The organism is Legionella micdadei (assembly GCF_000953635.1).
Lineage (GTDB): Bacteria > Pseudomonadota > Gammaproteobacteria > Legionellales > Legionellaceae > Tatlockia > Tatlockia micdadei.
The window spans coordinates 1942148-1962112 of sequence record NZ_LN614830.1; the positions used below are offsets into that span (position 1 = coordinate 1942148).

Here is a 19965-nt window from a genome sequence, read left to right on the forward strand (position 1 = left end):
TATTTTTATTACATTGTAATCTTAGCTTATTAAAACATCCATTGATCTAATTGACTTTCTTCCGGTGATAAAAAATCTGAATTTAGGGGCGAATCATCTATCGTCTCTACTTTTGATACGCCTAGATTTTGATTTGAACTGTCAAGGGGATTGTTCTCTGCCGAAATACTTTCTGAAGAGAAGGGTTGTTGTAACGCTTCTGACAAGCTGATAAAGCGGTAACCATTTTTCTTAAACATAGCAATAATATCTTCCATACAGTAACTATTGAGCAAATTGGAGTGAATCAGCAAAATTTGTTTCACAGGCCGATTTTTATGTTTAGCAATCCTGTCCGCTTTCTGAATTTGACTTGCGAGATAAGCCAAATACTCTTGCTTAATTCGATTTAAATTTCGTGCTCGCACTTTGGATGACATGGCGTATAGTCTGGCATTAAAAACAAAATCTTTGCTATCAATCGTAACGGGTGCAATCACATAATTATTCGCAGCGAGAAAATCTTGAATTCGCTGCTTTTTCTCACCTCTACCCTCAGCCAAAAAGGGATACCGGAAATATTTTGGCGATGACATGAGGGGTGCGAGAATTTTATCTGCTTTTTCAACATTAGCGATGTATTTATCACTACTCATCGCATTTAAATTGGCATGATCATAGGTGTGGTTACCTATCACTATACCCGCTTGCTGCAATTGTTCTAAAAGCTCCCATTGGCCATTTTCTATGTTTCCAGCAATCACAAAACCCGTGGCAGGCACATTATTATCGATAAGCGCCTGCATAATTTTCCAGATTCTAACCTCTTCTCGTTTTAATTTAGCAGAGTCATTATTTGCAAAACCCACATAGGGTAGGTCATCGATAGTGATTGCAACTTCTTTTTCAAACGCAAAAGAGGAATTGATCAAGCTAAATCCTAATAAAGTCAGACTTAAAAGGTATTTTTTTAACATCGAAAATCCCTCATCACAATGTTGATTGGTTACTTATTGTTTGCAATATCTATACCAGTTAGGCGATATATTTCTATTGTAAAACAAGTAATTAAATTGCACTGAGGAATAGTCAAAGCGCCTAATCAATAAACTCTAGCCATTGCATGCGCCATAGTTTAAATATGAACATTTGATTTTGCTTCTCGTTAATAAAAGGAGCGAGCATTCCAATTGTGAGTACACGTGAATTTGCAACCAATCTAACCAAATCATTGGCTGCCTTGTCTGATTCCCAATGGATCCCATTAATAAATAAATGGATATATGGTTCATTATTCTGTTCTTGATACGCAAAACGACAAAGAGGGTTACGGATGAGTCCCTCCCTGTTGTTTAATTCGTTAATGAAATTATCTAAATGAGTAGTTTTCTTATTAAGGGGAAATGGCAACATTGCTTCTGCTTGCTGATCCAAACGAGTAACAAAGCAACCAAACCAGGATCTAAGGTCATCTTCGTTATCCAACATTTGTAGCATCAATTTTTTTGCATTTAACCAGGCTTGTTTCGGCAATTCTGAAGCACCACGAATATCAGCCCAAAGTGGATCCTGGTATAAAGGAGTAGATCCGCCCTTTTCTGCTAAATATTCAGCAAAACTGTCCCATAGTTCCTGGCCTTGATAACTGCGGTAACCAAAGGAATAAGTCATGCAATCTTTCGAAACCGCTACACCATAATGACCCACATGAGGTGGAAGATAAAGCATATCCCCTTCTTCAAGAATATATTCTTCTTCAATTTCAAATTGCTTCATAATGCGCAATTCAACTTCAGCTAGGTAATTACTCGCGTTGCAATTTTTAGTGGTAAGAGACCATTTGCGCCGCCCTTTTGCCTGATATAAAAAAACATCATAATTATCATAATGCGGTCCAACACTGCCTTGATTCACAGCATAACTAATCATCACATCATCGATACGCCATTGGGGAATAAAATTAAAATACTCAAGCATTGCATTGACCTGCGGTATAAAGCGGTCCACACCTTGCACAAGCAAAGTCCAGTGGGTTGAGGGTAGCTGCGCAAAATCCTTTTCTGAAAAAGGGCCACGTTTTAAATGCCAATAAGGTGCATTGTCAGGTGTTTCAAAGACAATCCTACTCTCGATCTCATCTTCCATTGATAAGCCTGCCAATTCATCAGGAGTCAATGCATTGATAAAGCCCGGTAAAGCCTGTCGGATAACGAAGGGCTTTTTTTGCCAATAGTGGGTTAAAAATTCGTTTAAACTAATTTCTGCAAAATGAAGCATCGCTAAACTTCCCCATTAAAATTTATGTCTATAATTCTTTCATAGTGATGAAAAAGGATAATTCCATGGATAATAACTTAGAAAAACCAATTCACTTAATTTTTATTCCACTCATTTTTGCCTCACTCCTTGGGCTCCTCATTTCTACCCCAAGTGCGCATGCTAGCCAGATTCAGTCTCCTGTACTTAATACAACAAAGCACATCCAATTAGCTTATTTTCGTGTGTATCGAGTTAAACCCGGATGGTGGTATGGATCTCCCGGCCCATCATATTGGTATGGCCCTCAATGCATGAGACGCTGTATTGTTAATCAATACGGGACTGTATTGCGTTGTAAAATGGGTTGTTATTAACACTGGGGTTAGGTATCGCATACTACTTTTACCCGAACATTGGGACTAGAACATTTATGAAAAAATCAGGCAAAATAATCGACCAGATTTCTAGACTCGATGATCTTGATTGGTTCCTCACTTGCCTCCACCTCATTCGTATCTATATTTTCCAATAAAGTATTGTGCCACTGCTGGGAGTTCTGTCGCTGTTGATTTGATTCAATATTGACTTGAATTAAATTTAACCCTTGCTCTGCCATCATCTCTCGCAACCGAGGTATCGCATTTTCAATAACCTCGTGTATTTGAGCTCGCTGGAGGGTGATGTTAACCGTAGCATCATCTTTCTTTACATTCACACTTACTTCAAGAGGCCCTAGCTCTTGGGGATTAATTTTAATGATTGCGGCTTTAATTTTTTGTTGACCAAGCCAAAGAATTTGCTGATTAAAATGATCACCCCAATCGGGATGAGCTAAATTCTGTGTTAACTCCATTGTATTTGGCATCCTAGTAGAGTGGTCAGTTGTGGGTGTTTTTTGAACTATATGTATTGTTGCGGTATTATTACTCGTTGGACTCACCTCCATGGGCGCATGGTCATTCTTTAGGTTTAATTCTCCAGGCTCTGGAAATTCATCGTTATTTTCATCTGATCTAGTCAATAAAGGTTGACTCATTATGGCTATAAAATTTATATCGTCAGTCGGAATCGTCTGAGGCTCAGCGGCTTTTATCCGTTCATAAATATCCGGATTAAGGTTTTTTGTTAAACCGCCCTGCCCTGTTGTCGAGTTTGTTTGTTTTTCAGCATTAAAGTATTTATTCAATTCTGTAGTTTCGCCTACAAACAAATCACCAACATGATCTAACCAGATAACGTCTGACATCATTTTTTGAGGAAGTTGGATAGACCAAGGTATCAGTGGTGGATTAAATTTTTCAGTTTGCTGCCCATCAGATTCGTTAATTTTAGTCGTGTTTTCTTCAATTTCTGTCGTGTTTTCTTCAATTTTTTCAGATAGAAAAATACCTTCATGCTCGATCAGAATTAGTGAGGCCGAATCAAATATTTTTTCATCGGTATGGATAAGTTTTATATTTTCTTGTTTTAAAGGGGGCTGAAAGGATTCACAATCAAACCAAGCTAACTGTGGCAAGTTTTGAACAGATGTTTGATCATTAGCTTCATCTGAGGGTAAATTTGTGTTTTTTTCTACATCAATTTCACCATCATTCTGTTTAATATCGGGGATTAAACATACCTCCTCTTGGCCTTGTAAGGGAGTAGCAATGGCTAGATTCTCTTGTATTACATCAGGACGTGGTTCCCCAGAAAGCATGACCTCATCCGCACAAATGCTATCCATAATAGCTAAAAATACAGCACCACCCTCCTCGCCATATTCCCTTCGCTCTTCCACACTCATTTCTTCGCTGGCGATAGGTTGCGGGAGCAAGAGTTGTATTATATCCATCATCCGCCAAAACTCCTTTTAAGACATTTAGAAAAAATAGCAAAAATTATACCAATTTATCTCTGCGCAGGACAAAAAAATAAAACTGATGAAAAAACAACTTTCTCTCTGTCTATACTTGATTACCTTCTCTCCCACACTTCGTGTGAGAGAGAGGGGAAAAGTGAGGTATTTATGCAACAACACCTGATAAACCCAAGGTAATTTTATTTTTTGCCCTGCACTAAGCCGATTTATTTATAAACACTAAAACTTAATATTTTGTTAATAATTATTTCTTAGATGTAAAAACAAAGTACCTATTCTTTTGGGTAGAGTTTGACCATGTTAGTCTTGGCCAATCCTTCAAAATGTGGAGTCAAACTATGGCTAGATTTTTCTATAGATTTTTACCTAAAAAAAGTTTCTTGGAAGCAGAACAAACACTGGAGCAAGCAAAGAAATTAATTAACTCAAAAGATCGAGGCTATGACGAAAAGCAAGTTCAAACACTTATCCGCCTAGTTGATGAGAGAGAGATTGCGTTCCGGAACCAGATTGGTCAATTTATGAAGCAAAGCGATCAGCAACCCTATATCAATAGTTTCTATGCCTTCGCAAAAACACTAAAGGATTATTTTGAAAATCCATCAGAAATTGAAGATCCACTCAGCCGATATCACAATTCTGGCCTGTACTGCTATGTGGGTGAGACTCGTGACCTTTCCTATACCTTTGCAGATAACGCATCACGTGCTTTCCTCTATTCAGGCCTTGGACTATTAGTATTAAGCCTTATGCTTATTCCAGTCAATTTACCTCTTGCTTTAATTACGCTGGGCGTATCCATCTCATTTCTAGCACCGAGCAGTTACTATACTTTCGGTATAACTCGCCCCAATGAGGCTCTCGTTTACAAAAAAGAAGAGGAGTTATTTAATACTGCTGTAGCTGTCGCTACTCATGCTCCGACACATCCTGCAAATGATGAAATGAGCGAAGACGGAGAGCACCACCATAAAGTGCAAGGATTTGAACAGTAGAGGATAACTACCCTATATTAAAAAAATTTATTGAAGCTTTCTTTTGGCCCATGAAAACTTACTTCATTTAAGCTATTATAATTGTTTTGAACTCAATGGAGTCGGTATATGAAAGTGGGCCAAAACAGTCTCTCAACTGAATGCCAATTACAAGTAGAAGATAAGACCTATCATTATTTTAGCCTCAAGGAAGCAGAGAAGAAGCATTTTCAAGGCATTAATCGCTTGCCCTATTCCCTTAAAGTTCTTTTTGAAAACTTATTACGTTTCGAAGACGGTAACACAGTAACTACTGAAGACATCAAAGCCCTTGCAGATTGGATTCATACCAAAACATCCCAGCATGAAATTGCCTATCGTCCAGCACGGGTATTGATGCAAGATTTTACAGGAGTCCCGGCAGTAGTTGATTTAGCGGCCATGCGTGCAGCACTTGGAAAAATGGGCGGGAATCCCGAAAAAATTTCCCCACTTTCGCCTGTGGACTTAGTCATTGACCACTCTGTTATGGTCGATAAATTTGCGAGCCCTGATGCGCTTCAAGTGAACACTGAAATTGAATTGAAGCGTAACATTGAGCGCTATGAATTTTTGCGTTGGGGTCAAAAAGCATTTGCCAACTTCCAGGTTGTACCCCCAGGCACAGGAATTTGCCACCAAGTTAATTTAGAGTATTTAGGCAAGGCGGTCTGGTCAAGCAAAGAAAACGGAACCTGGTATGCTTACCCTGACACTCTTGTTGGTACTGATTCACACACGACGATGATTAATGGCCTAGGCGTACTAGGCTGGGGAGTGGGTGGAATTGAAGCAGAGGCAGCAATGCTAGGACAACCGATTTCCATGTTAATCCCTGAAGTGATTGGCTTTAAATTGACCGGCAAAATGAGAGAAGGCATTACGGCAACAGATTTGGTATTAACCGTCACACAAATGCTTCGTAAAAAAGGGGTTGTTGGTAAATTTGTTGAATTCTATGGCCCAGGTCTAGCTGATTTGCCTCTTGCCGATCGCGCAACCATTTCCAACATGGCACCTGAATACGGTGCAACTTGCGGGTTTTTCCCTGTCGATAAGGAAACTCTTCATTACATGGAATTAACTGGCCGTGATCCTCATACCATCGCGTTGGTCGAAGCCTATGCCAAGGCACAAGGTTTATGGTATGACAAAGATTCTGAAGATCCTATATTTACAGATACGTTAAGTCTCGATTTATCGACTGTGGAGCCTTCTCTTGCTGGACCTAAGCGTCCTCAAGACAAAGTTAATTTGCCTTCTCTTTCTCAAGAGTTCACTGCGTTTATGGAAGGCGCTGGCAAACAAAGCGAAATGGATAAAGCCTTTCCTGTTAAAGATCAATCCTATGAAATGCATCATGGTGATGTTGTGATTGCTGCAATTACCAGTTGCACTAACACGTCAAATCCAAGCGTATTGATGGCAGCTGGCCTGGTTGCAAAAAAAGCTGTAGAAAAAGGACTAAAGCGCAAACCCTGGGTTAAGTCCTCATTGGCTCCAGGATCTAAAGTGGTCACGGATTATTTAAAACATGCAGGGTTACAAACCTATCTTGATCAACTTGGGTTTAACTTAGTAGGCTATGGTTGTACAACATGCATTGGTAACTCAGGACCGCTACCTGATCCCGTTTCGCACACCGTTAATGATAATGATCTTGTGGTGTGTTCTGTGCTTTCGGGCAACCGAAATTTCGAAGGAAGGGTTCATCCTCAAGTACGAGCAAACTGGCTAGCTTCTCCTCCATTAGTTGTGGCTTTTGCTTTAGCAGGCACTGTTCGGGTTGACCTAGCAAAAGACCCTATTGGGACTGGCGCAGATGGTAAAGCGGTTTACCTAAAAGACATTTGGCCAAGCAATACTGAAATTGCCAGCGAAGTAGCTAAGGTCAATGGCGCAATGTTCCGCAAAGAGTACGCCGAAGTTTTCCGTGGCGATAGCCATTGGCAAGGAATAAAAACTAGCAGCAGCTCAACCTATAACTGGAATGAAAATTCAACTTATATACAGCACCCGCCTTATTTTGAAAATCTGCCAAAAAAGCCTGAATCCATCAAGCCAGTCACCCGCGCTTACATCTTGGCACTTTTGGGTGATTCAATCACAACCGACCATATTTCACCGGCTGGTTCTATTAAAGCCAATTCTCCAGCAGGTTTATACCTAAAATCTAAGGGAGTCACAGAAGCTGACTTTAACTCCTACGGTTCGCGTCGCGGCAATCATGAGGTAATGATGCGAGGAACCTTTGCTAATATTCGCATTCGCAATGAAATGACGCCGGATATTGAGGGGGGAGTCACTCGTCACATACCCACTGACAAAGTAATGTCAATCTATGATGCGTCTATGCTCTATCAAAAAGATAATCAGCAATTGGTGGTGATTGCCGGTAAAGAATACGGAACAGGTTCTTCACGCGATTGGGCTGCTAAAGGAACCAACCTTTTGGGAGTTAAGGCTGTAATTGCTGAAAGTTTTGAGCGTATCCATCGCTCCAATCTTATTGGCATGGGTATACTGCCATTGCAATTTCAAGATGGTACAACACGCAAAACGTTGAATCTCGAAGGTAGCGAGCGGATTAGTATTGCCGTGGATGACTCTTTGAAACCAGGTGCAAAACTTGAACTAACAATTACTCGCCAAAGTGGTATTGAAGACAAGGTACAAGTCATTTGCCGGATCGATACAGCAAATGAATTAGAGTATTATCGTCACGGTGGCATTTTACAGTACGTCCTTCGTAATTTGCTTTAGAGTACAATGCTTAATGGCCATTATAGCTTCAGATTAAGACGTTTTTCTTTATTTTATCCAGTCAAGTAGCTTAGGCTGCTTGACTTTGTCATAACGATTTACCTACTTAGGTAAAACGGATTAACGTCATTAATCAGATTGATTTTACGTAGGTAAACTGTTAAATTTTGCCGCTTGTCAATTTATCAATGTAGCTGCATGGCTTGCGCGTATCTATCATTATTTTTTTTAGAATTGGTAAACAATTCTCTATTAAGGACTTTGCATGCACCCGTCTAAAAAAGTCTTGTCTGTCTTTTCCTTAGTCATGATCAACGTCATTGCAGTTGATAGCCTGCGCACCTTACCCATCAGTGCAAAGCTCGGTTTACCATTAGTTTCCTATTATTTGATCGCTGCTGTTACTTTTTTTATTCCTGTTGCTCTTGTAGCAGCCGAATTAGCAACAGCTTATCCCAACACAGGAGGGCTTTATGTTTGGGTTCGTGAAGCTTTTGGGCGGCGTGCTGGTTTTATCACTATTTGGTTACAATGGATTTATAATGTCGTTTGGTATCCCACGATTCTAGCCTTTATTGCAGCCACTTTGTCTTACCTTTTCGCCCCGCAGCTGGCTAATAATAAATTCTATTTACTGATTACTGTGCTAGGTTTGTTCTGGATTTTTACTTTGCTAAACTGTTTTGGCATGAAAGTATCCAGTATTGTCAGCATCATTGGCGCAACTTTTGGTACTATTTTACCAATGGTCCTCGTGAGCATTTTAGGTGCGCTTTGGCTTTTTCAAGGGAAGCCGCTTCCTGCGGATATGCCTTCAGCCTGGATTCCTGACTTTAGTTCGATTGGTAATTTATCGCTTTTTGCCGCGGTTTTATTTGGATTGCTTGGCATGGAAATGTCTGCTGTGCATGCTGAGGAAGTTAAAAACCCTCAAAGAGATTATCCAAGAGCCATTCTATATTCCACTATCCTTATTTTTGCCACCCTTGTATTAGGCTCACTTGCAATTGTCATTGTCGTTCCTAATAAGGAATTAAGTGTTGTTTCTGGATTGATTGATGCTTATGCCGTATTTTTTAATAACTATCAGATACCTTGGTTGACTAAAATTATTGCGATCCTGATTATTCTTGGCGGAGTAAGCGGGGTATCAGCATGGATTATTGGACCTACCAAAGGCTTGTTGGTTGCAGCGCGTGACGGTTCATTGCCGGAACGTTTAGCTAAAGTAAATCGCCACGGCGCCCCAGTTGCTATTTTAATTGCACAAGGAATTATATTCACTTTGCTCAGTTCGGTTTTTATTTTATTGGATTCCATCAACGCAGCCTACTGGCTCCTCAGCGACCTAAGTGCACAAATGGCTTTATTAGTGTATGTTTTCATGTTTTCTGCTGCAATAAAATTGCGTTATAGCCAGCCAAACAAACATCGCAGCTACACCGTACCTGGAGGAAATAAAATGATGTGGTTGGTTGCAGGCATAGGTATCTTATGTTGTCTCACTGCCATGCTGATTGGTTTTGTGCCCCCAACACAAATTCCTGTAGGTAACCTCTTCTTTTTTGAGGCTTTCCTAGTAGGCGGACTAGTCCTTTTTGTTGTTCTCCCTTGGTTTTTGGCGAAAAAGCACGAAGAGGTATTTGATCGTGAACATGACATTGATTCAGAAGCGTTTGATCTTCATGGAAGCAATCAGCAAGAGTCGTAATCTCTAATGTATTCAATGATTCTCATTAATTCAAAATGTTTGCTTTTTAGAACAAGACCATTATAATTGCAGCGCTAATACTAGAGCTGCTAGACGTCGTAAAAAAACCTAATGAGCTCTAATTAGATTCTAGAACCCTGTCCATATTGTGCTATCTTAGCCCCATATCGGCGCTATGATAAGTTTTTAATTAAAGTATTTCGAGGAACAGAGATGCGTACTATAAAGATTTTTATAAAGGATACCTTAGGTACTAGCCAAGCGCTAAAGGAACAATTAGAGCAAATCCCATTTGAATCCACTGAATACCGCTTAAACTATGTTGCCATTGAAGATGCCAGTTTACCTTTAGAGCGCATATCCTATCAGGAAATTGGCGACGGAATTTCCCTTTATTATCAATTTGAAGATCAAATTGACGAGGAAAATGATCCACGCACGCTCATGCAGTTTGCTCATGCGCATGAGGTTCTTATACGTCGTCAACTAGAACAATCTGAGCAATTTAAATCAAGACTCCGGTCTTCAATGCAAGAAACATTACACCATTTAAAACAAGAAGCCCGGCCATTAGTACGAACGATTAGGGAAGAAGTAAAACCAGCAGTTAGAGACGTATGGAGTAATGTGACGTCATATTTTTCTAGTAACAAGCAACAACCCACTTTGTTCAATGCTCCTGAGCGTAAAAGATATTATGATAGAATTGCAAAATCCGAGCTAATCGTAGGGGTAGTTGGTGGACTGCTCAGCGTAGGCATAGGTTTCTTATCTCCATTAGCTGCGGGTATCATTGCGTTTGCTGCCCTGCTCTTAATTGGTGCAGCCATTTATCATAAAACAAAAGCTAAAGATTTTGATCATGAATCAAGATTTGAGCAACTAAGTACATTGCAATAAATAAAAAACATATAGAATCTCTTGGTAGGCGATATGCATGCTAGGAACAGTACTTCGCAAGTTGAGTAAGGGCCTAGGCTCTTACTCATGCAATTCACATTATTTTGAAGTGGTTGAGTTAACTTCAGTCACCCCAACTATTAAGTGGCGAAACAATATTAATGCATCAAATGGTGTTGATTAATGCTACCGAATTTATCAGCCACAGCCGCTTGTGCAAAAACATCCTTTGTATGAGCAAACCCAACGACTACCAAACAGCAAAACATAACAGCTATGATAATCCTAAATAGGCTTGATCTATCCATATTATTCTCCCCTATTTGAGTTATTCTGAATTTTTCCCTTGAGTTTAAAGCATAGGCAATGAATTTCGATTCTGCAAATTGTAAAAGAAGCATAGGACTCCATTCTGACGTTTCATGGTTTGTAGGCATTCTTAAAATGTATTTCACACACTACTCTCTCGGAACTATAGAATAGAGAAAGGTTGGAGTAAGATTTTTGTTTTTAAACAGATTTTTATGGTTTCTTTTTGGCAACAACTTTAAAATCAACCTTAACATCATCTTTGACTTGATCAGTATCTGCCCACTCACCTTGCCCGACCCCAAAAGCGCTTCGCTTTAAGACAGTGCTTCCCATTACAACTCCAGTATCCGGTGACGGTTGTTCTGTAGTAAAAGTAAGCGTAACAGGCACAGTTTTATCACGAATTGTAAGGTTACCGTTTGCTTGGTAAGTATTGTTTCCAATTTTATTAAAACTAGTTGATTTAAACTCGGCTTTAGGAAACATTTTTACATTGAACCAATCTGGTGTGAACAAAATATCTCTTACATCGCTATAATCTGTACTAATTGAATTAATATCAATAACGATATGGACATTGCTTGTTTGATAATTAGCTGGATCGACTGCGATTTCACCTGTAAATGTCTTAAATTTCCCTGTTACAGGTGCCCCATTTTGTGTTGCAGTAAAAGAGAGAGTACTTTGACTTGGATCGATTTGCCACGCAGGCGAAGCAGCCCTACCAAAGATCGGCACCAATAGCAATAACACATACAAAACTCCCTTACTGGCATAAATTTTCATGCAAACCCCTCCATGTTTCCAAAATAAAGCCTTTATGGTTTATATGCTTCAGCACCAATATCAATTTTAACTTCGTCGCCAACTTGTGGAAGTAAGGTCTTAATGCCAAAGTTAGATCGCTTAATCGTAGTAGAGGCAGTAAAACCGGCTGTATTTTTGTCGGTAATTGGGTTTTTGCCCACTTTATTTAGCGTTACATCTAATGAAACAGCCTTAGTGACCCCATGTAGCGTCAACATACCCTGAACTTTGGCTGTATTATTACTGAGCACCTCTATTTTCTTTGATACAAAGGTAGCCGTCGGATATTTTGCGACATCAAAGAAAAGAGGACCTTTCAAATGTTTATCAAGGTTCGGTATCCCAGTTATAATATCAGCCAGATTAATAGTAACATTTACTTTACTATTTTGCGGGTTCTCCTTGTCAAGAGTCAGTGTGCCATTGACATACCACTTGCCCGCTTGAGTAGAGAAACCTAAGTGTTCAATTCGCCATAAAACATAGCTATGTTGCGGATCAAGAGTTAATGTTTCTGGTTCAGCATGCAGACAAGATACAGGTAAAATGAATAATGCTGCCAGAAATAAGCGCGTGAGGTTCCTAATCATAAAGTACTCCATGTAAGGTTAGATAATTTTATGATTTTTTTTCTGTTCCTGCCGTTAAACTGCCGCCTACGAGTTTTTCGCATAGTCCTTTAGGAACAAAAACAAAAGCGTCAGCTTGATTATCTTTAGTGGAAGAACCGGCACAAGAAGAAGTTGCTGTTGCACAATCATTCATCCCAGCTTTAACAACCCCATAGCATTTTTCTGTATTCTGGGACGCCTGATCTTGACTATTGTTATCAGCTGCAACAACTTGGGCTGCTACCATTGCAAGGAATGCAGATATGGCTGCATTAATTATTCTATCCTTTTTTTTCATCATAACAATCCTTATCGCTATTCTCTCTTAAAACAATAACTTCAATTCCTCTCTCTTGTCTACGTTTACTTACTTGGAATCCATTCAAATACTTTTTGTTCATCAATCACGTCATTCGTCTCACTAAAACCACCGCGGTTTTTTAATGGTTCTATAGCTGAAGCAGCGATATTAATAGAGTTGGGTTTAGCGTATTTTTGCATATGACCAGCGATATCAATCACCCGATCACTGACTTGCTCAAGAGGCATCTCTTCATCAAAATAGACGAAACCAGCATTAATACCACAGCGAATCTGAAAATCTCGCTTTATTTTCTTTTCAGTTGCATTAAAGATTTTTAGCCTATCCAATAACGTCTGTGCTGCCCGAACAGCATCATCCACCGTACGAAAACAACTCATAATCCCGTCAGGTGTCATGGCATATTTCACGACACCGTTTTCTTTCAAGGCAGTATGAGCAAGTTGGTTATAACAGTCGAAATCATAAGCGGCAATATATTTATCCTCGTCTCGCTTCATCCCAGTTGAGTCAACGACATCAATCGCAAGAAATGCAAGCTGTTGCCCCATGCTATCTAATTTGCTCTTTAATGTAGCGAATTCCTTAAGAATTTTTTTCCTATCACTTGCTTTGCTTGTGCTGAGAGCTTCAAATTTACTATCAATTTCATGCATTTTTTCTTTTGATACAACAGTCTTCACCTGATCGCGCCACTTATGATATGTTTCTTTCTCATGAATTCGGTGAGCAAATCCTTTCAGTCTAGAACGGGCCATAACACAAAAATGGCTTACAATAAGCATCAGAATAATAAGCACAATTCTACTGTAATCGGTACCCTGATATCGATGTGGCATAGCCATCTTGATTTGGTCAATCAATGGCCCACTCAGTAGATGCTCCATTCTATTTACTTTTAACAACGTTGGGTACTGTGCTATATCTTCAACAAACTGCGAAACAAATGCGATAAGTAACAAGAAAACAAAAATAAGAATAAAGATTCTTAATATGTTGATTAAATACGCCAAGGAGTTCAAAAAAAATGATTTCATTTTATCTGACCTTTATTCGTTTACACGCCTATTAACACAACTCGCTAATCGTTAACGCAGTTTGATTATTATAATAATAGGCTCTATTGGGAAGATATGTAAATGTGCTTGTGATTTTCGAATATAACTCACAGCGTTTAGAACAAGATTTCAGACTTATTATTGTTGAATGATTTTTTCTACATCTTCATCCTTTAAAAATAATAAGTCATTTTGGCCGTTTATTTTTAAATAATAGGCTGTTTTCAATATCGAATTAACCGCGTTTCCCCAAATTAACCACACCAACCCTAGAAAAATAAAACCGTAGAATAAAATATCGTGGAAGATCTCCTGATAACCTAAAGGCATTACTTTTTGGGCTAAATAGAGAGGAATCGTTAGAGGGGCGAGATATAAGCCCAACAAGAATAAAACATTCACCTGAAAAACTGCGGTTTTTACAAATGACTGAGTTGATTTTTCGAAAGCGGCACTGGGTGATAATTTTTCAAGAATAATATAGGGCATTATTAAATAGACCAGAACATGCCATCCGGCACTGGCGGCCGATAAAATGAATCTATCCGCTTTTCCGATACGTGAGATTAAGGATAAAATAAACCCAGCACAAACAAAAAAAATTCCCCAGGATAATAAAGCATTTCGCTGCAACCAACACTGCTGCAATGCTTCTTTCAAGGAAATTGTGTTTCCTTTTAAATTAAAACTTGCCATATAAACAAGCACTGCACTGCTCAACGTATTAATGCCAATAATAATCAGCAGGAGAATGAGGAAAATGGCAATTTGTAAGTACCAATAATATTGAGGAGTTATAGTGTAAATATCTGATTCATTAGATACATTGATCCAATGAACATCATAGCTGATCAAGATTATTCCCAATAAACTTAATAGCGAACAAATGAATGGTAGGAAAATATATAGTTTATTCCTAAAGAAAAGCTCTAAGGCTTGTATAAACAAACGGTTCGTTAATCGCAACATGCTAAGAAGTTGGGATTCCTGAAAATATTAATTAATTCTTTTATTATAGACAATTAATTTGTGGGTCGAGTCACCTGGACTCGACCCAATCCCATCCCGTTATGGCATCTCAGAAATCGGTCAGTATCCTTCAGGCAGTGACATTAGACTCGCATTTCCACCTGCCGCAGTGGTATCAACTGTATAAGTCCGCTCATGGCATAGACGGAGCAAGTAATAGGGTCCTCCTGCTTTCGGCCCAGTACCTGATAATCCTTCTCCACCGAAAGGCTGTAAACCCACGACCGCACCAATCATATTACGATTAACATAGCAGTTACCGGCATGTACATGTTCTTTGATGTATTGAACGGTTTGATTAATGCGGCTATGGATACCCAGCGTCAAACCGTAACCTGTGTTATTGATCTGCTTAATCACCTCATCAAGGTGTTTTCGTTTATAGCTGATCACGTGCAGAACAGGTCCGAATACTTCTTTAGCTAATGCCGACATGTTATCAATAGCGATTGCAGTAGGTGGCATGAAATAACCCGACTCACAATCCTCCGGAAGCTCACATTGATAAATGATTTCGTACTTTTGACGCATCGCCGCAACATGAGCTTTTAATCCAGCTAATGCATCATTATCAATCACCGGTCCGATATCAGTAGATAGCCAACGAGGATCCCCTACCTGCAACTCAGCCATTGCCCCTTTCAGTAAGTGAACCATACGAGGATAAACTTCTTCCTGTACATACAAAACACGTAAAGCTGAGCACCGTTGGCCAGCACTGCCAAATGCCGAAGTGATGGCATCGACGGTAACTTGCTCAAGCAAAGCAGATGAATCTACAATCATTGCATTTTGCCCACCCGTCTCAGCGATTAAAGGAATAATTTCACCACCCCGCGTTGCGAGCGTTTTATTGATTAGCGCCGCTGTCTGTGTTGAACCTGTGAATAGAACTCCCTTCACACGCAAATCAGCAACTAAAGCAGCGCCTACTGTTTCCCCACTTCCGGGCAGCAATTGTACAACGTCAGTCGGTATGCCCGCTTTGTGCATTAATTGCACAGCGAAACAAGCAATCAAAGGCGTCTGTTCAGCAGGTTTAGCAACCACGCAGTTACCAGTCACTAGGGCTGCTACAACTTGTCCTGTAAAGATAGCCAAAGGAAAATTCCAAGGGCTTATACAGGCAATCACCCCTCGTCCGTGTAGGCTAAGCTCATTTAATTCACCGGTGTACCCATGAAGCTTCATGGGTTTGGCCATGAGTTTTTCTGCCATCATCGCGTAATAACGGCAGAAATCGACAGCCTCGCGAATTTCAGCGACCCCATCATTCCATGTTTTGCCAGCCTCAAGACAAGCCATGGCAAGCAATTCGGGCATATTCTCTTCTAAAAGATTAGCAAAACGCTCTATACACGCTATTCGTTCATTAACTGGCCTGCTACTCCATTTAGGAAATGCTTGCTCAGCTTGGGATAAAGCCCAATCCACATCCAGCCGAGTTGAATCGCTAACACGGCCAATTGGACGTTCTGGTTTTTGTGGCGATACCACCGAACGATCAACTTCACCACCTTGCTTTCCACCTGCTAAAAGTGGTTTAGCAAGCCAATGCGATAGATCCATTTCTGTGTAACTTTGCTGCAATTTGGCCACGGCTTTTCTATCAGAAAAATCAAATCCGCTTGAATTTTTTCTTCCTGGAATAAAGATGGATGCAGGCAAAGGAATATTTTGATTAATTTTACCTAACAAATGCGTCGCTTTGCTAACAGGATCCTCAACCAAAGTACTTATTGGCGCCTTTTCATCAACGATTCGGTTTACAAAAGAGGAGTTAGCCCCGTTTTCTAATAAACGACGAACTAGGTAAGGTAATAAATCTTCATGCGATCCAACTGGTGCATAAATTCGGCAAGGGATGCCTAAACGATTTGCGGGAACAATTTGTTCATAGAGCTCATTACCCATACCATGTAAACATTGAAACTCAAAATCGCGATAATCGCCCACGATATTGAGGATCATCGCGACCGAGTAGGCATTATGAGTAGCAAACTGAGGGTAAACTGCATCGGTCATCGTCAACAGTTTTTTAGCACAAGCTTGAAATGAAACATCGGTGAACACTTTTCGTGTAAATACAGGGTATTCAGAAAGTCCTAGCATTTGCGTTTTTTTAATTTCGCTATCCCAATAAGCACCTTTAATCAAACGCACCATCATTCGCCGTTGCTTACTTCTAGCCAGTGCAGCAACCCAATCCAATAAATAAAACGCGCGTTTTTGATAGGACTGTACTGCCATTCCAAAGCCATGCCAGCCATGTAAACTGTCATCAGTGAATACTCGCTCAATGACATCAAGAGATAAGTCCAATCGCTCAGACTCTTCTGCATCGATGGTTAGGGCTATATCAAATTTTTTAGCTAATTGGGCAAGTTCAAGTAATTTTGGCGGCAGCTCCTCCATTACCCTTGCCTTTTGTGTTTCTTGATAGCGCGGATGCAAAGCAGAAAGTTTAATTGAGATACCTGGGCGTTGATAAACATTACTATCCTTATCAACACTTGCCCCTATTTTTTCAATCGCTTCTTTATAAGCATTAAAATAGCGCTTAGCGTCTATTGTTGTAAGTGCAGCCTCGCCAAGCATGTCATAAGAATAGCGATAGCCTATGGCTTCCTTTTTCTTAGCACGCACTAACGCCTCTTCAATGGTCCGCCCTGTTACGAATTGCTTACTCATAATACGCATTGCTTTATCCACTGCTTTACGCACCACAGATTCACCGCTTCGATTAAGCAGTTTAAATAACGCTTTTGATAACATTGAATCTGCTTTTTCAGGAGTAAGCACCTTTCCAGTAAGCATCAACGCCCAAGTCGTGGCATTAACAAAAAACGAGTCACTCTGACCACGATGTGCTTTCCAATCCGCTGCCGTCAGCTTATCTTTGATCAAGCTATCGATTGTCGGATTATCTGGAACACGCAGCAACGCCTCTGCCAAACACATTAAAGCGATACCCTCATCACTTGATAAAGAATACTCTGTTAAAAAGGAATCAATACCTGTGCTTTTTTTTCGTTCAGATCGAACTTGCTCCACTAGGGCTGTCGCTTTATTGCGAATAGCAATGAGTTGCTCATTATCCAATTCAGCCTGTTTTATAAGCTCAGTTACTATTGTCAATTCATCAATGCGGTAAGCATTATTTATCAGTGCGCGTGCATCTTGAGGCAATTGTGCTGAGTATCGCTCGAGCATAGTAATCTCCAGTCCAACAGGTCAAAAAATATCAAGGGATAATAATTCAGAACATCTCGAATTGAAATGCATTAGAACTAATTTTAGCTGCTTAAAAGGATTAAAGCGCCTCTATTATCGCAAAATATTTGGTCAAAAGATAGCCAAAACAGATCTATTTGTGATAATATTGCATTTTTTTAATACTGTTAAATCGATGGGAATTAAACAAGATAGATTTTTTTACAGACTTTTTGTGTAATATTTACCCTAATATAAAGGTATATCAATTTTATAAGCTCCTGAATTTGGATAATATTTTGTCCCAGTGAGCAATCATTCCTCTTGTAATTTTACATTTGCCTTACTTGTAAATATAATCACCAATCGTTTGTGACGTTATTTCCTACGTTTAACAAGAAAAAAGGAGTGCTATGAGTACATTATTAAGCATAATCTCTGCGGCTTTTTTTTCTACAGGGCTCACACATAATACATTACCTTCCGCGAGAAACTTTGACATTAACACACACGTGCAACACTTAAGCCAAAAAGCGCCACAGCTTAACAAGAAAGTTCTTAAGCTAGCACTAACTGCCTATAAAAAAGCAGCGGATAAGGGTGCGGTAAAAAAACCGGTTCTTACTGTCATTGATTATTCTTTACCTTCTAATAAACAGCGCATGTGGGTTTTTGACCTTGGTAGAGAACGACTCTTGTATAATACTTATGTGGCTCACGGTAGAAACTCTGGAATGGATGTTCCTACTCATTTCTCCAATGCACCTTCCAGCAAGGCAACAAGTCTTGGTACTTTTGTAACCCGTGATACTTATATTGGCTCTAAAGGCTATTCACTCAACTTACAAGGTTTAGAACGTGGGTTTAATGACAACGCCTACAGCAGACGTGTTGTGATCCATGGCGCATGGTATGTAGAACCCGATTTCATTCGAAAAGCAGGTCGTGCTGGCCGTAGCTGGGGATGTCCCTCTATTGCTCAAACTTTAGCTAAACCTGTAATCAATACAATAAAAGGTGGCTCAGTCGTCTTTGCTTATTATCCTGACCGTTACTATTTAAGCCATTCAGGATTTGCCACTGTATAAAAGGTAAAGCCAGGGATCTACCCTGGCTTTTGCAGTCTTCCGTCAGAACATCCTGTTCTGACGTCGTCCCTGACTATCATTTCCCTATGATTACAAATCCCTTTGTTAGGGCTCCAAGTCCGTTGAAGCCATGTTTCAAATTTAGCAACAAGGTTGTTGCTTTGCAAGACAGTATGTCAGTATCAAGACGGAATGATCTTTTCTTATTAAAATATTTAATCTATAAAATTCAATAAGTTAGCAAATCAAACAGAATAGTACACAGGTTATTCACATCATTTTCTCGCTTTAAATTGAGAAATTTCTTGGCCTACAGTAAGACATTAAGGCAAAAAAAAGTTAAATTGCTAAATTAAAATTCTGGTTTACACAAGAATTAGGCATGAGGGTAAATTAATGAGCCAAGATTCGAAGGTTATTTGCTACGCTCAGGATGAGCATTTATTTTGCTTCAGGTGTAAATTTTAAAACACTTATCTACGAGTACCCTTGATAAACGCATTAATTGTGGTAGTTTAATCAGCATTCCATTGCTTCGGAGTATAAAAGCATGACTCAGCAGAGTGAAACCGCTAAAAAGGACAAGCTGCAGATTATTGATTGGTTAGTGGAACATTTTCCTAACGCCTTTTTTAAAAAAGCCAGTCAGGTAAGACCCCTACAAATTGGCATATTTGATGAAATTATTGATTTTTATGAACGGTTGGATACCCCGCCTTTCAGCAAAAAGGCACTGCGGGAAGCTTTAAGCTACTATAGTTCATCGCCTGCCTATCTAAATTGTCAAAAAGCAAATACAGCCCGTGTAGATCTGTTTGGCAACGAAGTTGACATTGTCACTGAGGAACAAGCGAAATATGCCCATCAACGCTATCAGCAACGGTATGGCGAAAAAAAGGGTTGAGGATTAAATCAAATGCCTCCTACCAGGAAAAATCTTTATGGTTAAAGATGTTTAGAGCAATTAGGCAGCGTCCCTGAAGTTGCCTATTTATAAATTTATTTTGAAATGATAAAAGAACAATTGTTGAGCTGCTTT

At 39.6% G+C, this 19965-nt stretch carries 17 protein-coding genes; 7 read left to right on the forward strand and 10 right to left on the reverse strand.

Annotated elements, in window-relative coordinates; translation table 11 throughout:
• Positions 1-29: 29 nt before the first annotated feature.
• Together LMI_RS08680 and LMI_RS08685 are read right to left on the reverse strand one after the other, a co-directional pair.
• Entirely contained in the window at positions 30-956 is a 927-nt protein-coding gene (locus LMI_RS08680) for a polysaccharide deacetylase family protein (RefSeq protein WP_045099451.1), read from the reverse strand.
• 121 nt (positions 957-1077) lie between these two features.
• The gene (locus tag LMI_RS08685) at positions 1078-2256 is read right to left on the reverse strand and encodes a JmjC domain-containing protein (protein WP_045099452.1); all 1179 of its coding nucleotides are present in this window, start codon (positions 2254-2256) and stop codon (positions 1078-1080) included.
• Between the two features lie 65 nt (positions 2257-2321).
• Here LMI_RS08685 and LMI_RS08690 point away from each other — a divergent pair, with 65 nt between their 5' ends.
• A complete protein-coding gene (locus tag LMI_RS08690) occupies positions 2322-2612 on the forward strand; it encodes a hypothetical protein (protein WP_045099453.1) in 291 nt (96 codons plus the stop codon).
• 65 nt (positions 2613-2677) lie between these two features.
• On the opposite strand, the gene LMI_RS08695 is transcribed toward LMI_RS08690, so the two are convergent.
• On the reverse strand, positions 2678-4075 hold the full coding sequence (locus LMI_RS08695) for a flagellar hook-length control protein FliK (RefSeq protein WP_045099454.1): 1398 nt from the start codon (positions 4073-4075) through the stop codon (positions 2678-2680).
• Between the two features lie 362 nt (positions 4076-4437).
• On the opposite strand from LMI_RS08695, the gene LMI_RS08700 reads away from it, so the two are divergent.
• The 4 genes from LMI_RS08700 to LMI_RS08715 all read left to right on the forward strand — a co-directional run bounded on the left by LMI_RS08700 (position 4438) and on the right by LMI_RS08715 (position 10486).
• Positions 4438-5094, forward strand: a complete 657-nt coding sequence (locus LMI_RS08700) for a hypothetical protein (RefSeq protein ID WP_045099455.1) — start codon at positions 4438-4440, stop codon at positions 5092-5094.
• Positions 5095-5202: 108 nt separating this feature from the next.
• Entirely contained in the window at positions 5203-7875 is a 2673-nt protein-coding gene (acnA, locus tag LMI_RS08705) for an aconitate hydratase AcnA (protein WP_045099456.1), read from the forward strand.
• A 265-nt stretch (positions 7876-8140) separates the two neighbouring features.
• On the forward strand, positions 8141-9586 hold the full coding sequence (locus tag LMI_RS08710; RefSeq protein WP_082050728.1) for an APC family permease: 1446 nt from the start codon (positions 8141-8143) through the stop codon (positions 9584-9586).
• 213 nt (positions 9587-9799) lie between these two features.
• The gene (locus LMI_RS08715) at positions 9800-10486 is read left to right on the forward strand and encodes a hypothetical protein (RefSeq protein WP_045099457.1); all 687 of its coding nucleotides are present in this window, start codon (positions 9800-9802) and stop codon (positions 10484-10486) included.
• Positions 10487-10644: 158 nt separating this feature from the next.
• Here the strand turns inward: LMI_RS08715 and LMI_RS15340 are convergent, their stop codons facing one another.
• From LMI_RS15340 to putA, 7 genes are all read right to left on the reverse strand, one after another.
• Complete coding sequence (locus LMI_RS15340; protein ID WP_153280302.1) at positions 10645-10794, reverse strand: hypothetical protein; 150 nt, start codon at positions 10792-10794, stop codon at positions 10645-10647.
• 214 nt (positions 10795-11008) lie between these two features.
• Positions 11009-11584, reverse strand: a complete 576-nt coding sequence (locus LMI_RS08725; RefSeq protein ID WP_045099459.1) for a YceI family protein — start codon at positions 11582-11584, stop codon at positions 11009-11011.
• Positions 11585-11616: 32 nt separating this feature from the next.
• Entirely contained in the window at positions 11617-12192 is a 576-nt protein-coding gene (locus LMI_RS08730) for a YceI family protein (RefSeq protein WP_052679618.1), read from the reverse strand.
• Positions 12193-12223: 31 nt separating this feature from the next.
• Positions 12224-12514: a BufA1 family periplasmic bufferin-type metallophore gene (locus LMI_RS08735; protein ID WP_045099461.1), complete on the reverse strand. Its 291-nt coding sequence runs from the start codon at positions 12512-12514 to the stop codon at positions 12224-12226.
• A gap of 65 nt (positions 12515-12579) precedes the next feature.
• Positions 12580-13575: an adenylate/guanylate cyclase domain-containing protein gene (locus tag LMI_RS14910; protein WP_052679503.1), complete on the reverse strand. Its 996-nt coding sequence runs from the start codon at positions 13573-13575 to the stop codon at positions 12580-12582.
• A gap of 159 nt (positions 13576-13734) precedes the next feature.
• Entirely contained in the window at positions 13735-14451 is a 717-nt protein-coding gene (locus tag LMI_RS08745) for a hypothetical protein (protein WP_143000997.1), read from the reverse strand.
• Between the two features lie 234 nt (positions 14452-14685).
• Entirely contained in the window at positions 14686-17838 is a 3153-nt protein-coding gene (gene putA / locus LMI_RS08750) for a bifunctional proline dehydrogenase/L-glutamate gamma-semialdehyde dehydrogenase PutA (protein ID WP_045099463.1), read from the reverse strand.
• A gap of 413 nt (positions 17839-18251) precedes the next feature.
• Between putA and LMI_RS08755 the strand changes: the two genes are divergently transcribed.
• Both LMI_RS08755 and LMI_RS08760 read left to right on the forward strand, forming a co-directional pair.
• Positions 18252-18926, forward strand: a complete 675-nt coding sequence (locus LMI_RS08755) for a murein L,D-transpeptidase catalytic domain family protein (protein ID WP_045099464.1) — start codon at positions 18252-18254, stop codon at positions 18924-18926.
• 550 nt (positions 18927-19476) lie between these two features.
• Positions 19477-19830, forward strand: a complete 354-nt coding sequence (locus LMI_RS08760; RefSeq protein ID WP_045099465.1) for a ProQ/FINO family protein — start codon at positions 19477-19479, stop codon at positions 19828-19830.
• The last annotated feature ends 135 nt before the right edge of the window (positions 19831-19965 follow it).

Excerpts from the sequence above, each read along its gene's own strand:
- LMI_RS08680 (WP_045099451.1), bottom strand. The coding sequence starts at position 956 with ATGTTAAAAAAATACCTTTTAAGTCTGACTTTATTAGGATTTAGCTTG.
- LMI_RS08685 (WP_045099452.1), bottom strand. The coding sequence starts at position 2,256 with ATGCTTCATTTTGCAGAAATTAGTTTAAACGAATTTTTAACCCACTAT.
- LMI_RS08690 (WP_045099453.1), top strand. The coding sequence starts at position 2,322 with ATGGATAATAACTTAGAAAAACCAATTCACTTAATTTTTATTCCACTC.
- LMI_RS08695 (WP_045099454.1), bottom strand. The coding sequence starts at position 4,075 with ATGATGGATATAATACAACTCTTGCTCCCGCAACCTATCGCCAGCGAA.
- LMI_RS08700 (WP_045099455.1), top strand. The coding sequence starts at position 4,438 with ATGGCTAGATTTTTCTATAGATTTTTACCTAAAAAAAGTTTCTTGGAA.
- acnA (WP_045099456.1), top strand. The coding sequence starts at position 5,203 with ATGAAAGTGGGCCAAAACAGTCTCTCAACTGAATGCCAATTACAAGTA.
- LMI_RS08710 (WP_082050728.1), top strand. The coding sequence starts at position 8,141 with ATGCACCCGTCTAAAAAAGTCTTGTCTGTCTTTTCCTTAGTCATGATC.
- LMI_RS08715 (WP_045099457.1), top strand. The coding sequence starts at position 9,800 with ATGCGTACTATAAAGATTTTTATAAAGGATACCTTAGGTACTAGCCAA.
- LMI_RS15340 (WP_153280302.1), bottom strand. The coding sequence starts at position 10,794 with ATGGATAGATCAAGCCTATTTAGGATTATCATAGCTGTTATGTTTTGC.
- LMI_RS08725 (WP_045099459.1), bottom strand. The coding sequence starts at position 11,584 with ATGAAAATTTATGCCAGTAAGGGAGTTTTGTATGTGTTATTGCTATTG.
- LMI_RS08735 (WP_045099461.1), bottom strand. The coding sequence starts at position 12,514 with ATGAAAAAAAAGGATAGAATAATTAATGCAGCCATATCTGCATTCCTT.
- LMI_RS14910 (WP_052679503.1), bottom strand. The coding sequence starts at position 13,575 with ATGAAATCATTTTTTTTGAACTCCTTGGCGTATTTAATCAACATATTA.
- putA (WP_045099463.1), bottom strand. The coding sequence starts at position 17,838 with ATGCTCGAGCGATACTCAGCACAATTGCCTCAAGATGCACGCGCACTG.
- LMI_RS08755 (WP_045099464.1), top strand. The coding sequence starts at position 18,252 with ATGAGTACATTATTAAGCATAATCTCTGCGGCTTTTTTTTCTACAGGG.
- LMI_RS08760 (WP_045099465.1), top strand. The coding sequence starts at position 19,477 with ATGACTCAGCAGAGTGAAACCGCTAAAAAGGACAAGCTGCAGATTATT.